The sequence below is a fragment of the Actinosynnema sp. NPDC050801 genome (assembly GCF_040673975.1).
GTDB lineage: Bacteria > Actinomycetota > Actinomycetes > Mycobacteriales > Pseudonocardiaceae > Actinosynnema.
The window spans coordinates 1-14,237 of sequence record NZ_JBFAQZ010000019.1 but is presented as its reverse complement, the minus strand read 5'-3'; the positions used below and the strand labels follow the sequence as shown (position 1 = coordinate 14,237).

15 protein-coding genes are annotated in these 14,237 nt (G+C 71.7%); 4 read left to right on the top strand and 11 right to left on the bottom strand.

What is annotated here, in order from left to right; genetic code table 11:
• The first annotated feature begins 62 nt into the window (after positions 1–62).
• On the top strand, positions 63–944 hold the full coding sequence (locus AB0K14_RS31505; RefSeq protein WP_360457224.1) for a carbohydrate-binding protein: 882 nt from the start codon (positions 63–65) through the stop codon (positions 942–944).
• 92 nt (positions 945–1,036) lie between these two features.
• Here AB0K14_RS31505 and AB0K14_RS31500 read toward each other — a convergent pair whose 3' ends face one another.
• Positions 1,037–1,189: a hypothetical protein gene (locus AB0K14_RS31500; RefSeq protein WP_360457220.1), complete on the bottom strand. Its 153-nt coding sequence runs from the start codon at positions 1,187–1,189 to the stop codon at positions 1,037–1,039.
• A gap of 474 nt (positions 1,190–1,663) precedes the next feature.
• Here AB0K14_RS31500 and AB0K14_RS31495 point away from each other — a divergent pair, with 474 nt between their 5' ends.
• Positions 1,664–1,864 carry a cold-shock protein gene (locus AB0K14_RS31495; RefSeq protein ID WP_360457217.1) on the top strand — a complete coding sequence of 67 codons (201 nt, stop codon included), beginning with the start codon at positions 1,664–1,666 and terminating at the stop codon, positions 1,862–1,864.
• Between the two features lie 244 nt (positions 1,865–2,108).
• Positions 2,109–3,011 carry an acyl-CoA desaturase gene (locus tag AB0K14_RS31490; protein WP_360457518.1) on the top strand — a complete coding sequence of 301 codons (903 nt, stop codon included), beginning with the start codon at positions 2,109–2,111 and terminating at the stop codon, positions 3,009–3,011.
• A gap of 149 nt (positions 3,012–3,160) precedes the next feature.
• On the opposite strand, the gene AB0K14_RS31485 is transcribed toward AB0K14_RS31490, so the two are convergent.
• The 5 genes from AB0K14_RS31485 to AB0K14_RS31465 form a co-directional block, all read right to left on the bottom strand.
• Positions 3,161–3,643 carry a YbaB/EbfC family nucleoid-associated protein gene (locus AB0K14_RS31485; protein ID WP_360457214.1) on the bottom strand — a complete coding sequence of 161 codons (483 nt, stop codon included), beginning with the start codon at positions 3,641–3,643 and terminating at the stop codon, positions 3,161–3,163.
• Entirely contained in the window at positions 3,640–4,125 is a 486-nt protein-coding gene (locus tag AB0K14_RS31480; RefSeq protein WP_360457211.1) for a hypothetical protein, read from the bottom strand. The genes AB0K14_RS31485 and AB0K14_RS31480 overlap by 4 nt, the downstream gene beginning before the upstream one ends.
• Positions 4,126–4,154: 29 nt before the next feature.
• Entirely contained in the window at positions 4,155–5,528 is a 1,374-nt protein-coding gene (locus AB0K14_RS31475; RefSeq protein WP_360457208.1) for a putative T7SS-secreted protein, read from the bottom strand.
• Positions 5,528–5,821: a hypothetical protein gene (locus AB0K14_RS31470; RefSeq protein WP_360457205.1), complete on the bottom strand. Its 294-nt coding sequence runs from the start codon at positions 5,819–5,821 to the stop codon at positions 5,528–5,530. The genes AB0K14_RS31475 and AB0K14_RS31470 overlap by 1 nt, the downstream gene beginning before the upstream one ends.
• A gap of 116 nt (positions 5,822–5,937) precedes the next feature.
• Complete coding sequence (locus AB0K14_RS31465) at positions 5,938–6,432, bottom strand: Rrf2 family transcriptional regulator (protein ID WP_360457202.1); 495 nt, start codon at positions 6,430–6,432, stop codon at positions 5,938–5,940.
• Positions 6,433–6,513: 81 nt separating this feature from the next.
• Between AB0K14_RS31465 and AB0K14_RS31460 the strand changes: the two genes are divergently transcribed.
• A complete protein-coding gene (locus AB0K14_RS31460; protein WP_360457199.1) occupies positions 6,514–7,257 on the top strand; it encodes an NAD(P)H-binding protein in 744 nt (247 codons plus the stop codon).
• A gap of 46 nt (positions 7,258–7,303) precedes the next feature.
• Here AB0K14_RS31460 and AB0K14_RS31455 read toward each other — a convergent pair whose 3' ends face one another.
• The 5 genes from AB0K14_RS31455 to AB0K14_RS31435 all read right to left on the bottom strand — a co-directional run bounded on the left by AB0K14_RS31455 (position 7,304) and on the right by AB0K14_RS31435 (position 13,982).
• Positions 7,304–9,466 (bottom strand): MMPL family transporter, encoded by a 2,163-nt coding sequence (locus AB0K14_RS31455; RefSeq protein WP_360457196.1) that lies wholly within the window; start codon positions 9,464–9,466, stop codon positions 7,304–7,306.
• 5 nt (positions 9,467–9,471) lie between these two features.
• Positions 9,472–10,098: a helix-turn-helix domain-containing protein gene (locus AB0K14_RS31450; RefSeq protein WP_360457193.1), complete on the bottom strand. Its 627-nt coding sequence runs from the start codon at positions 10,096–10,098 to the stop codon at positions 9,472–9,474.
• A gap of 372 nt (positions 10,099–10,470) precedes the next feature.
• Positions 10,471–11,940 carry a non-reducing end alpha-L-arabinofuranosidase family hydrolase gene (locus tag AB0K14_RS31445; protein WP_360457190.1) on the bottom strand — a complete coding sequence of 490 codons (1,470 nt, stop codon included), beginning with the start codon at positions 11,938–11,940 and terminating at the stop codon, positions 10,471–10,473.
• 628 nt (positions 11,941–12,568) lie between these two features.
• Positions 12,569–13,480 (bottom strand): hypothetical protein, encoded by a 912-nt coding sequence (locus AB0K14_RS31440; RefSeq protein ID WP_360457187.1) that lies wholly within the window; start codon positions 13,478–13,480, stop codon positions 12,569–12,571.
• 13 nt (positions 13,481–13,493) lie between these two features.
• Complete coding sequence (locus AB0K14_RS31435; RefSeq protein ID WP_360457184.1) at positions 13,494–13,982, bottom strand: SigE family RNA polymerase sigma factor; 489 nt, start codon at positions 13,980–13,982, stop codon at positions 13,494–13,496.
• Between the last annotated feature and the right edge of the window lie 255 nt (positions 13,983–14,237).

Genomic DNA, 14,237 nt, shown 5'->3' with positions numbered 1-14,237 from the left:
TCCGTAGGTTCGGGTTGATCCCGACCAAGCCCCCACGAGGAGCTGGCTCAAAGGAGCAGGCTATGGACGCATCCACGGACGGCGCCCGCGGCACGACCGCGGACCCACCCGGCGACGGTACGGACGCCCACCACCTCAGCCGCAAGACGGTGCTGCGCGCCGCGGTCGCCGCGGGGGTGGCGCTGCCGGTGGCCCTGATGGGCGTGCCCGCGTTGGCCCGCACGGTCGGTGCGAACGGCGGTCCGGTGGAGTTGACGCCGGAGTGCGACGACGGTGACGACCCGACCCCGCCGCAGACCGAGGGCCCGTACTTCAAGCCGAACTCGCCGCGCCGCACGTCGCTGGTCGACGCCGGCACGCCGGGCACCCGCCTGACCGTCACCGGTTACGTGTTCGGGCGCGCGTGCCTGCCGATCGGCAACGTGCTGATGGACTTCTGGCAGGCCGACGTCAACGGGGTGTACGACAACAGCGGCTTCCGCTTCCGCGGGCACCAGTTCACCAACCCGGACGGCTCGTTCACGCTGACCACGATCGTGCCCGGCCTCTACCCCGGCCGCACCCGGCACATCCACGTGAAGGTGCAGGCGCCCGGTCGTCCGGTGCTCACCACCCAGCTGTACTTCCCGGGCGAGCCGCGCAACAACACCGACAGCATCTTCGACCCGCGGCTGCTGATGGAGGTGCGGACCGTGGGCGGCGGCCGTGAGGCGAAGTTCGACTTCGTGCTGAACGTGCCGCAGACGACCACCACGACGCGCCCGACCTCCACCACGACCACCACCCCGTCCTCGCCGGGCGGCGGCACGTGGGCGGCGGGCACGAACTACGCGGCGGGCGCCCGCGTCACCCACAACGGCGTCGGGTACGTGTGCTTGCAGGGGCACCTCGCCCAGCCGGGCTGGGAACCACCGAACGTGCCCGCGTTGTGGCGCGCGGAGTGAGCGCGGCGGTCTGACGCGTGCGGGGGAACCCCTCGGCGTGCATGGACGCCGAGGGGTTCCCTCACCAGACCTGAACGCTCAGTGAGTGCTGGTCAGGAGGTGCTGCCGGTGTTCTGCGGCGGCACGTCGGCCGGCTCGCGGAACAGGTCGGTGTAGGAGCGCTGCTCGTCCCGGCGCGGACCGCTGGTGTCCTCCGGCTTGTCCGTGTCCGGGTGGCTGAACAGCTCTTGGTACGTGGATGACATGTGTTTCCGACTTTCTTCGCGTCCGCTGCGTGCTCACGGTCGGCGATGCCGGTCCGGAGATCCCCGCACGGAGCGAGGGTGTTCGGGGTTCAGAAGAAAGGAACGCCCCCGATGGCGACTACGGTACACGTCGTGGTGCCGTTACCGCCACAGCGTTACGGTGAGCGTGTCGGGGGCGGGCCCGCACCGAGGCGTCCACTTCGGATCCTCCCGGCGGTCGCCGGACCGGCGCGGGGCTCCCCGACGGGTGACCTGACTCACTCCGGGCGGCCCGCGGGAACCATCCGGGCCTCCGCCGGGTTGTACGGGGTGGTCGTCAATCTTGTGTCCGTGTTTCCATCGTAGTTTCGCGGGAATGATGTTGCGGACGAAGTTCTTCCTTTGCCTTGCGGGACAAGCTGGAGAAGTCGTCGTCTGAATCCGACCCGGAGCCCCGATCGGGGTTCCGCATCCAGCACCGCCAAAGGAGAGATCATGACTCAGGGCACCGTGAAGTGGTTCAACTCGGAGAAGGGCTTCGGCTTCCTCGCGCAGGAGGGCGGCCCGGACGTGTTCGTGCACTACTCGGAGATCCAGGGCGACGGCTACCGCAGCCTGGAGGAGAACCAGCGCGTCGAGTTCGACGTCAACCAGGGCCCCAAGGGTCCCCAGGCCGTCGGCGTCCGCGCCATCTGATGTCCGCCTGACCCCTTTCGCTTGCTCCTACCGGCGGTGACGCTGACGGAGACTCGAAGCCCGACGCCCCGCGGTCCCGGTTTGGAACTGCGGGGCGTCGGGTATTTCCACACCGATCGCCCGAGACCCCGGCGGCGGAGACCCCGTCACCGCACGCACGGAGGTATCGCTCGTGACCGAAGCACTCCGGACCGGTTCCACCGCGGATTCCACCGCGGACCGTTCCCGCACCGCACCGGAACCGATGTTCGCCGGTGAGAAGTCCTCGACCCAGGTGTTCCTGGTCAAGCTCTTCGTCGTCGTCCCGGCCCTCGCCCTGGCCGCCGCGGTCCCGTTCGCCTGGGGCTGGGGCCTCGGGTGGGTCGACATCGGCCTCGCGCTGTTCTTCTACACGCTGACGTGCCTGGGCGTGACGGCCGGTTTCCACCGCTACTTCACCCACGGCGCGTTCACCGCCAACCGCGGGTTGCGGATCGCGCTCGCCGTCGTCGGCAGCATGGCCATGCAGGGCCCGGTCATCGACTGGGTCGCCGACCACCGCAGGCACCACGCCTACGCCGACCGCGACGGCGACCCGCACTCCCCCTGGCGGTTCGGCACGTCCGCGGGCGCGTTGGCCAAGGGGTTCTGGCACGCGCACCTGGGCTGGCTGTTCGACCGCGAGCAGACCAACGCGGCGCGCTTCGCGCCCGACCTGCTCGCCGACCCCGACATCCAGCGCGTGAACCGCTGGTTCCCGGCGTTGACCGTGGTCACGCTGCTGTCGCCGGCCGTCATCGGCGGCCTGGTGACGTGGAGCTGGTGGGGCGCGCTGACCGCGTTCTTCTGGGCGGGCCTGGTCCGGGTGGCCGTGCTGCACCACGTGACGTGGTCGGTGAACTCGATCTGCCACATGATCGGCGACCGGCCGTTCACCGCGCGGGACAAGTCGGCCAACTTCTGGCCGCTGGCCATCGCCTCCATGGGCGAGTCGTGGCACAACTCCCACCACGCCGACCCGACGTGCGCGCGACACGGCGTCCGTCGCGGCCAGATCGACATCACGGCCCGCCTGATCTGGGCGTTCGAGAAGCTGGGCTGGGCCACCAAGGTGCGCTGGGCCAGGCCCGAGCACCTGGCGCGCAAGCTCAAGGCCAACGCCGCCTGACCCCGTCGAGAACCGCCCGTGCCCCGATCGGCACGGGCGGTTCCGCGTCTGGCGGGAAGAGCACGCCGGCACATCACCCGTCCGGCGGAACTTCCGGTTGCACCGAAGGACATCCGCCGCTCCACAGTGGACCTACGAACGCCCCGGCATCACCAGGCGTCGCGACTCCGGTAGGCCATGTCCGGCTCGTCGTCCTCCACCGGCGCGGCACGCCGCACGATCCGGGGCGGCGCGGTGACCGCGACGGGCTCCTGCGGCGGCTCGTCGCCGAACGCCCGCCGGTCGTCGGCCAGCACCTGGTCCAGCAGCGTCGTGTCGCCCAACGCCGCGCGGACCACCTCGGCCTGCTTGCGGGCCGCGTCCGCGCGGGCCAGCGCGATGGTGCGCAGCGTGGTGGTGGACAGCACGGCGGGGTCGACCGAGCGCACGGCCTGGCCGAACGTGATCGACTTGACCGCGCCGTCCGACCCGGCGAGCACGGTCACCACGCGGTCGGGTGACGTCGCCGTGCCCACCACGTCCCGGAGCCCCTCGGCCATGCGCCGGTAGGACTCCGCGCGCAACCGGTTGTCGGCGGCGGCCGTGTCGATGGCCTCGATGCGGCGCAGCAGGATGTCGGCGGACTCGGTCACCGGGTCGCCCCCTCGTCCGGGCGGATGGTCTCCAGGAACGCCTGGAAGTCGCCGACCAGGTCCTCGAACTGGCCGGGCGTCGCGCTGAGCACGATCTGCAGCACCGCACGCCTGCGCTCGTCGCGCACGTCCGCCATGGCCAGGAACACCTGCAACTGCACCAGGTCCACCGGACGTCCGCCGACGGGCGCGGTCAGCCGCACCACCTGCGTGTAGGCGGACTCCAGCTCGTTGCGCCGCCCGACCTCGACCGGGCCGACGCCGTCGGCCAGCCGGGCCGCGGCCCGTTCGGCGATCTGCGCCAGGGTGGCGTCGTCGGCGCGGACCTCGCCGCTGATCGTCACGTTCGCGGTGAACCCCGCGCTGGAACCGGGGTGCAGCGCGACGAACGCCGCCTGCGGCGCCCCGACCTCGTCGGGCGGAGCCGAGAGCCACCCGTCGGGCAACGAGAACTCGATCGGCACCGGAAGGGTGGTGGCCATGCCTGGGTCTCCTCCTGGGGTCATGCCGTTCACCGGCCGAACAGGCGGCCGATGGCGCGGCCCGCGCCCTCCGCCGCGTTGCCGACACCGCGGCCGACGTCCTGCGCGATCTCGCCCACGTCGTCCGCGACGTCGGCCACCGTCTCCACGACCTCGACCGGGTCGACGCTGACGTCGAACCCGACCTTGCCACCCACGCCGAACGCGAGCCCCACCGACCCGCCGACGTGGAACTTGCCGTCCTCGCCCATGCCGAACTGACCGCTCGCGTGGCCGCCGATGCCGGCCCAGGCCTCGCCGTTCACGCCCGCGCCGATGCCCGCGACCTCGGCGCCCGCCTCGCCGGAGACCTTGGCGCCCGCGAACGCCTCGGCGTTGCCCTTGGCGCCGAGCAGCCCGATGGAGCCCTTCACCTCGCCGGCCGCGCCGATCATGCCGTCGGCGCTGCCCGAGACGCTCGCGTGCTGCCCGACCTTGATCTCGCCCTCGGCGTGGGCGGTGGCCAGGTACGCGCCCGCGCTCGCGCCGACCGTCACGCCCGAGTAGCTCGCGGTCGCGGTCGCCTCGGCCTCCGCGCTGAGCAGCGTGCCGCTGACCCGGCCCTGGCCGGAGATCGGGCCGGCCCGGAAGTCGCCGTCCTCCTCCCCCTCCTTGACCGCGGCGTGCCCGTCCTCGCCCCACTCCCGTTCGCGCAGGTCGACGCCGAACTTCTCGGCGATCTCGCCGATCGCCTCGGTGAGCAGGCGCTTGGACTCGCTGCCGGACTTGCTCTCGTACGAGCGCCCGTCCACGCCGTACTGCCAGCCGCCGGTGTCCTCGCCCTCCTCGTCGGTCTCGCGGTGGGAGGCGCCGAACTTCTCCTTGCCGAACGTCTTCTTGTAGCCGCCCTTGCCGTCGGACTCCCAGCCGAGCGCCTTGGCCACCACGTCGCCGATGCCGGACAGGCCCTCGCGGGCGTCGTCGAGCACCTTCTGCGCCTCGGCCGCGCCCGCCTGCCCGGGGTCCCGGAACGGTGCGGTGGCCGTGCCGGAGAGCACCATCGCGTCGTGCTCGGCGGCGGCCAGGCGGGACGCGGCCCGGGCTTGCAGGTACAGCTCGACGGCCCGCTGCGCCTCACCCTGGCTCTCGACCAGCGCGTCGGCGTAGTCGGCCAGCAGCTGCCCGCCGCCGCCCATGTCGGCGCCGGCCTGGAGCCAGCGGGGCGGTTCGGCGTGGAAGGCCGACCGGAACGCGCCGCTCGCGCCACCGCTCCAGCCGCCGGGGTCGACCCGGGCGAGGTCCTCGCCGACGGCCACGACCTGCCGCAGCGTCCGCACCAGCTGCCGCAGGTCGCCGCTGATCAGCTCCGGCTCACCGGGGACGAGCGCCTTGGGGTCGTCGGTCTCGCCGAGTCGCGCGGCCATCAGGACACCGGCCCGTCGAGCCGACCGAACCCGGCCGCGCCCTCGCCGTCGACGTCCACGTAGGACGACGCCGCCGCACGCAACCCGATGGCGTGCTCGTCGGCCTGCCGGCGCAGCCGCTCGACGTACGCCTTCATCTCCTCGATGAACAGCTCCCACGCGCCGGCGACCCCGTCGTGCCCGTACTCGCCGCTCGGCCCGCACCACACCATGCCGGAGGTCCGGTCGCCCGCGTCGCCGATCCTCCCGGCCGCCTGCCGCAACTCCTCGGGCACCGCCCCGAACCCACTCACGTCCACACCCCGCCCGTCCCCGTGCCTGCTGTGCCGGGGACACCTATATCGCCGGTTCCGGTCGGCGCGCAGGCGTTCGGCGGAATCCGGTTCGTGCGGACGGCCTCAGCGCGCGCTCAGGGCGTTCGGCGCGGTGCGGTCCCGGTCGACGCGAGGAGCGACCGGGTGCGGGCCGGAGCCGTGGGCGGCAGCGCGGCGACGACGTCGGCGAGCGAGTCGGCGGCGAGGCTGCGCCGCCACGCGTCGTGCGCGGCGGCCATCTTGGCCGCGAGCAGGCACGTGTTCTGGCAGTCCCGCGCGGGCAGCGCGCCGCGGCCCCGTTGGCGGATCTCCTGGCACTCGTACGGCGAGGACGCGCCGTCGACGGCCTCGACCACGTGCAACAACGTGATCTCCGACGCGGGCCGGGCGAGCCGGAAACCGCCGCGCGGCCCGGTGGTCGCGGTCAGCACGCCCGCCCGGACCAGGGCCTGGAGCTGCTTGGCCAGGTAGGGCGCCGGCAGGTCGTAGTAGGCGGCGAGCTGGGCCGCGGACGCCGTGGCACCGGGGTCGAGTTGCGCCAGGGTGGTCGCGCAGTGCAGGACCCACTCCGTGCTCACAGGCAGCTTCACGCCGCCCAGTCTATCCAAGACATTGCAGATCTATTTAGTCCGAGATAGGTTGACCGCACACGTCCGAACGGAAGGATCGTCATGCGGATCGCAGTCGCCGGCGCGACCGGCAACATCGGCTCCCTCACCGCGGCCACCCTGGAACGGGGCGGGCACGAGGTCGTGCGCATCAGCCGTTCGCTCGGCGTGGACCTGTCGACCGGCGAAGGCCTCGCCGAGGCGCTGACCGGGGTCGACGCGGTGGTCGACGCGGTCAACGCGCCCTCGGCCGACCGCGCCGAGACCGTGCGCCTGTTCGGCGGGATGACCCGGAACCTGCTCGACGCCGAGGCGCGGGCCGGCGTCCGGCACCACGTGCTGCTGTCGATCGTCGGCATCGCGGACATCGAGGGCAACGTGCACTACGCGGGCAAGCGCGAGCAGGAACGCCTGGTCGCCGCGAGCCCCGTGCCGTGGACGATCGTCCCCGCCACGCAGTTCCACGACTTCGCCGAGATGGTCGCGGACTGGACCGAGCGGGACGGCGTCGCCGCCATCGCGCCGCTGCTGGTGCAGCCGATCGCGCCGCAGGACGTGGCCGACATCCTCGCCGAGGTCGCCGTCGGCGAGCCGCGGGGTCGTCACGCGGACGTCGCAGGTCCCGAGACGCAGGACCTCGTCGACATGGCACGGCGCACGTACCAGGCGCGTGGCCGGGACGTGCGCCTGGTGCCGACGTGGTCGGGTGTGTTCGGCTTGGAGATGGCCGGGAACGCGCTGCTGCCGGGCGAGGGCGCCCGCATCGCGCCGACCACGTTCGACGAGTGGCTCGCGAAGTCGGTGTGAACCCGCACGGGTCCGGCGCCGGTGCCCGACGCCGGACCCGTCGCGGTCACCGCGTCGCGTCGACCAGTTCCTTGCGGTCCTGCTCCAGCGCGGCGCCCTCCACGTCGAGGGCCGGCAGCCGGCGCAGCCACTTCGGCAGCCACCAGGCCTTCTCGCCCAGCAGGGCCAGCGCGGCGGGCACGATGACCATGCGGACCACGAACGCGTCCACCAGGATGCCGATGGCCAGCGCGAACGCGATGGACTTCATCGGACCCTCGCCCGCCGGCACGAACCCGGCGAACACCGAGAACATGATCAGCGCGGCGGCGACCACCACGGGCGCGGCCTGCCCGAAACCGGTGCGGATCGCGTCGAGCGGCGGCCTGCCGTGGTGGTGCGCCTCGTGCATCCGGGACACCAGGAAGATCTGGTAGTCCATCGCGAGGCCGAACAGGATGCCCACCATCAGGATCGGGGTGAGGCTCAGCAGCGGGCCGGTGGTGTCGAGGTTGACCGCGTCGGCCAGCCAACCCCACTGGAACACCGCGACCGTCGCGCCGAGCGAGGCGCCGATGGTGAGCAGGAACCCCAGCACGCCCACCAGCGGGACCAGCAGCGACCGGAACACCAGGACCAGCAGCACCAGGGCGAGGCCGACGACCAGCGCCAGGTAGACCGGCATGGCCTCGTCCAGGGCGACGGCCACGTCCACGCTCACGGCGGTGGCGCCGGTGACGTAGGTGGTCGCGCCGTCCACGTCGGCCAGCCGTTCGCGCAGGTCGGTGACCAGCTGTTCGGTGGCCTGCGTCGCCGGCCCGGACTTCGGGATGACGGTGACCATGGCGGCGGTGCCGTCGGCGTTGGGCACTGGCGGCGTGACGAGCGCGATGTCACCGGCGCCCTGGATGGTCCCGGCGGCCGCGGCGGCCGTCCCGGCGGCGTTGTCGCCTTCGAACAGCACCACCAGCGGACCGTTGAAGCCCTCGCCGAATCCGTCGGCGAGCGTCCGCTCCGCACGGGCCTGCGTCGAGTCGGCGGCCGGCGCGGCGACCAGGGTGGTCTCCATCGACAGCACGGGCAGCGAGATCGCGCCGAGCCCGGCGACCGCCAGCAGCAGCGCCACCACCCGGTTGCGGGTGACACCGCCGATCCAGCCGCGGAAGAAGCCGCGCCCGGCGTCCCCGGCGTCCTCGACCTGCTCGACCGGTGCGGTGCGCTGCTTGCGCGGCAGCACGCGGCGGCCGAGGAAGCCCAGCACGGCGGGCACCAGCGTGACCGCGACGAGCACCGCGACCACGATGGTCACCGCGGCGGCGACGCCCATCTGGGTCAGGAACGGGATGCCGACGACGGCCAGGCCCGCCAGCGCGATGACCACGGTCAGGCCGGCGGTCACCACCGCGGAGCCGGCGGTGCCCACGGCCGTGCCGATGGCGTCGCCCACGTCCCGGCCCCGGCGCAGCTCCTGCCGGTAGCGGTTGATGATGAACAGGGCGTAGTCGATGCCGACCGCCAGGCCGAGCATCGCGGCCAGGATGGGTGTCGTGGACTGCAGGTCCATGAAGCCGGAGGCGATGGTGACGCCCAGCGCGCCGATGCCCACGCCGACGGCGGCGGTCAGCAGGTTCATGCCGGCCAGCACGAGCGAGCCGTAGGTGATGGCGAGGACCAGCAGCGCGATGGCCACGCCGATGATCTCCGCGGGGCCGCCCACGTGCGGCGGGGCCTGGGTGGCCTCGCCGGTGACCTCCGCGGTCAGCCCGCGCACGTCCCGCGTGGCGTCGACGAGCGCGGTGCGCTGCGCCTCGGTGACCTCGCCGACCGGGGCCTCGAAGGTGACCGTGCTGTAGGCGACGTCCTGGTCGGCGTTCACGGTCGGGGCCCGCGGGTCGAGCGGGTTGGTCGCCGACGTGACGCCCGGCAGTTCGGACAGCTCCCCCACCAGCGCGGCGAGCTCCTGGGCGTGTTCGGGAGAGGTCACCTTGCCGCCGTCGGGGGCGCTGACGACCACCCGTGCGGTCGCGCCGCCACCCGTGCCGAACTCCTCGGAGATCTTGTCCAGGGCGGTGGTGGACTCCTGGCCGGGGATGGAGAAGGAACCGGAGGTCGGCCCGGCCAGGGTGGCCGCGCCGACGCCCGTGCCGCCGAGCACCAGCAGCCACAGCAGGACGACGACCAGGCGGCGGCGGTGCGCGCCGAGGCCGAGTCGGTAGAGCAGGCGTGCCATGGGGGTCAGGCCTCCGCGGGGGTGGGGACGGATGGGGAGGGGCCGGCCGGGGATGGGGCGACCGGGGAGGTGTCGCGGTGACCGAGCGCGTCCAGGCAGGTGGCGATGATGTGCGGCCGCCACGCGGTCTTCTCGCCCGCGTGGTTGGCCGCCAGGCTCAGCACGGCCAGGGCGCTGAGCATCCCGACGACCCGGACGAGCCGCTCGGTGTCGTCGCCGTCCGGCTCGACGCCGAACACCACGAAGACGTGCTGGGAGAAGGCGTCCAGGCGGTTGCGGTCCACGTCGTCGGCGCCCAGCATGCCGATCGCGCGTGACTCCAGGGCGATCAGGCCGGGGCGGTCGAACGCGAAGTCGACCAGCAGCTCCACCGCCCGCCGGTCCCGCGCCGGGCCGACGGGCATCCGCGCCGCCTGCTCCAGCAGGTGCCTGCTGTGCGTGCGGCCGACGTCCAGCGCGGCCTCGAACAGCGCTTCCTTGGTCGGGTAGTGGTGCAACAACCCGGCTTTCGACAACCCGACCGCGTCGGCCAGGTCCTTCACCGACGTGTGATCGAACCCGTGCCGTGCGAAGAGCCCGGCCACGCGATCGAGCAACTGGTCCTCGGTCATCCCGCGCAGTGCCCGTGCCATGTCCACCACGGTACAGACTTACCGACCGATTCGGTCGGTAAGCCGACCGACCCGGTAGGTGGGTTCCGTCACTCACCGGCACCCGCACCAGCCGGTGAAACGTCCACAGAGCCGCGCCCCCTCTGGCGACACCGCATAAGCAGGCCATATAGGCGCCTGGACACTGCAAGCAGCCTTCAGCCCGTCCTCAATGAGAAGGTCCCCGCCGCCGTCCGGTGACCACCCCGGGTTCCCCGCGTGCGCGGGCGGGCTCGGCTTTGTGCCGAGCCCGCCGCTCCAGTTCCACACGTTCCTGACGCTCACCCGGTTCGGCGTACGTCCTCGCCCGCGGACGTCAGGAACGCCCGAGCCGGACCTGCGTCACGCCACTGGTCAGCGTTGCAGCGTCAGCACACCCGGCAGGTAGGGCAGCTTGCCGTAGTCCATGCCGTCAGAACGGGGGTCGCGGCCCTGGTAGAGCAACTGGAGGTTGCAGGGGTCGATGGTCTTGGTCTGATCGGGGTTGGTGCGCACCAGGTCGCCGTGGCTGATGTCGTTGGTCCAGGTGGCACCGCTGTTGGCCTTGCCGGCGAAGGGGTTGCCCTGGGTGTCGGCCTGCGGGGTCCACGTGCCGTCCAGGCTGGTGGCGGTGAACGAGCGGAAGAAGCGCCCGTTCGACCCCTGCGCCTCGACGATCATGAGGTACTGGTTCTGGCCCTGGACCTTGTAGACCTCGACCGCCTCGAACAGGTTCTCCGGTGTGTCGCTCATGATCTTCGTGTAGCTGGAGCCGAAACTGCCCGGGAAGTTCCCGATGGGCATGCTGGCCCGGTAGATGCCGCCGAGGTCGTCGGCGAAGAACATGTACATGTTCCTGTCGTCAGCGATGAGGGTCTGGTCGAGAGGTGCCCCCTTGGGGAGGGTGCCCGTGAACAGCGTCTGCTGCGCGGACCAGCCGTTGGGGTTGGTGGGGTCGCTCGACGTCCGGTAGGAGAAGGTGTCCGGCCAACCCCACTGGTAGGCGATCACCCAGATGTTCTTCGGGGCGAAGTAGAACAGCGTCGGCGCGACGGCGCTGAAGGACAACGTGTTCTGGGTGGCGGTCGCCATGTCGGACCAGTTCGTGAAGGGGCTGAAGCTCATGCCTCCCCAGGCGGTCCCGGTGTCGTGCGACGTGCCGTAGACGAGCTTCCGGCCGTTGTGGACGACGGCGCTGAAGTCCTTGAGCGAGACCCACCCCGACTTCGGGGTCGCCAGCGGGCCGGTCGACGTCCAGCGGTACGACGACGGCAGGGTGCAGGTGCCGCCGCCCCCACCGACCCGGACGAGCTGCCACTGCTGGTTGCTGCCGTTCCAGTCGCTGTACTGCACCACGCCGCCGCCGTCGGCGGTCGAGGCGCCCTGCACCTCCACCACCTTCCCGCTGTTGCGGTTGACCAGCCGGACGTAGCCGCTGTCGGAGTCGGCCAGCCGGAACTGCTGGTTGGCACCGTTGCCGTCGGGCCACTGCACGACCGCGGCACCGTCGGCCGACGACCAGTTGAAGACGTCGAGCACCTTGCCGGAGTGCCGCGCGCGCAACCGGTAGTAGCCGCCGCCCGAGTCCACGAACTGGAACTGCTGGTTGTTGGCGTTGGTGCGGGCCCACTGGACGAGGTTGGCGCCGTCGGCGGTGGACGCGCCGTTGACGTCGAGGGCCTTGCCGCTGTTGCGGTTCACCAGTACGTACCAGGCGGTGGTGTCCACCGTGGCGGCCGACGCCGGCGTCGTGGCCACCGTGAGCAGCCCGCCCAGGACCGCCAGGACCGCCGCGGCGGCCAACCCCGGCCGCCACCTCGCGGTGCGCGCAAACCCAACCGACATGGCATCGTTCCTTTCATCGTGGGGGACCGCCGACATGAGGCGGGCCGCATCGGCGCCGACCCCGACGACATCCGCGCACGGAAAACTGCTCGAAAAGTAACGTGTTAGCGCTAACATTCGAGGACGATCCGTGCCGGGATATTGAGGTGTGTGGGTGTTGGATGGCCGACCGGCGGTGCGACTGACCGCACCACGTGGACTGTGAGCGATAACATCGACCGCGTCAAGATGTAACGGGAAGGTTTTCGAGGAATGTCCCGTATGAGACGCTCGGCCTCGTCGAAGCCCGACCGGCGGGCTAACCTCCGCCATTCGCCGACCGTTGCCTCAGGTCGCGATCCGGGTAGCGCGACTCGGAGTGCCGGCGGCCTGACCCTTCCCCCTGATCCGGCCCGACGCCATATACGGCTACCCGTTCGTCTTCACCGACCCAGAGGTGTCCGAAAAGGACAAAGCCGCTCAGACCGAACCCCCGTACCGACCCCGAACCGGGAGCCGGCCGCCTGTTCTCGGGCGAGATGACGATCGGCCTGGTGATCTGCCCGTCGCGGGTCGGTGGCCACCCGAACCGGCCGGGTCGGTGACGGTGCCCGTCCGGGGCCGGCTCGGGTGGCGCTTGCCCGCCGACCTACGGGAACAGCGTCAGCGCCGGGTCGGTGCCGATGGCGATGAGCTGCTCGACGGTGAACGGAGGCGCGGGCGCGGTCGGTCCGCCACTGCCTTTGACCGTGGCGACGTTCTCGGACTCGATCCGCAGCCACGTGCCGTCCGCGCGGATGACCTGCACCTGGTGCTTGCGGGTGCCCCGCTCGAACTCGAACACCTCGGTGAGGATCTTCTCCCCCCGGGGTCCGGTGACTTCCGCGCAGTGGGTCCGGTCGAGGGTGCCCTCCTCGCCGCACAGCGGACTCAGCGTGGGAAAGAAGGCGGGCCGGGTATCGAACCCGATGTTGCCGTCCCCGAGTGGTGTGCTGGCCGTCGCCCAGGCGTGGAGAGTGGCCCGGACGTCGCAGACGGACACGTCGGGGTACGCCGGCTCGACCGTCTGGTAGAACTCCAACGGCCCTCGGGGCGTACCCGCCGGGAACTCCGCGTTCGCCACGAGCTGCACGTCCGGACGCCGTTCCCGCACGGCCTTCGTGGCGGCCCGGGTGAGGCGCCCAGCGGCCTCGGCGACGGTCTCCAGGTCGCCCTGTTCGCACTGCGGTGGCGGCACCGGGTCCGGGATCGGCGGGAGCGTGACCACGCCCGGCTGGTCGTGCCCGGACGGTTGCGCCCTCGGCCGCGACGGCGTCGAGGCCGGTGGCGCCGTGGTAGACGTCGGGGCTGCCGTGCCGACGGTCACGCCACCGTCGTCGCCCGGTGTCATCGAGTACGCGGCCACACCGGTCAGCAGCACCACGGCCACCCCGGCCGCGACCGCCGGGTGCGTCACGCGGCGAAGCCGGGCCGCGCGGCGGCCGCGGACGATGACCGCGTCCACGTCGACCGTGGACGGCGGCACCTCCCCGATCGCGTCGTCGAACAGTTGCTTGTCCATCACGCACCTCTCGCTAGTCGGACTGCGCTGCCTTGGCGCGCAACGTGTCGAGCCCTCGCGCGGTCTGGCTCTTCACGGTGCCCACCGAGCAACCGAGGATCTCGGCGGTCTCCTCCACCGAGAGATCGCAGTAGAGGCGCAACACCACCGCGGCCCTGCGCTTGGGCGGCAGCCCGTCGAGCAGGTCGAGCAGCTGTGCCCGGCCGACCACGGCGAACTCCTCCGCCGTCGGCAGCTCGGGCAGCTCCTCGACGGCCTGCTCACGACGCCACGGCCTGCGCTTCTCGTCCAGCCAGGTGCGCAGCAGCGCCTTGCGGACGTACGCGTCGATACCGGGTGTCGCGCCGACCCTCGGCCAGTGCCGGTACAGCTTGCCGATGGTGATCGACACGACGTCGTCCGCGGTGTGCCAGTCCCGGCACAGGAGGTACGCGGTGCGGCGCATCGTCTCCATCCGAGCCGTCACGTACTCGCGGTACGTGTCCTCCTCGGCGCGTTTCACCCGGTGACCTCCTGTGTTGTGCCTTTACAACAGCAGGAACGCGCCTCGGATGCGCCGAGGTTGCCTCTGGTCGGGATGAATCCGAACGGAAGTCCCAGCGATAGTTCTCTCGTCCGCGCATCGAAGCGCCTCATCCGCTCACGCTCGGGAACGGACACTCAGCTTGCCGTTTAAGCTGTTCGGCGGGGTTTGGTGCCCTTCTTGTGGTGGGCTGGTCGGGTGTGTGCCTGGCCGGTGGCCAGGAGTAGGCCGACG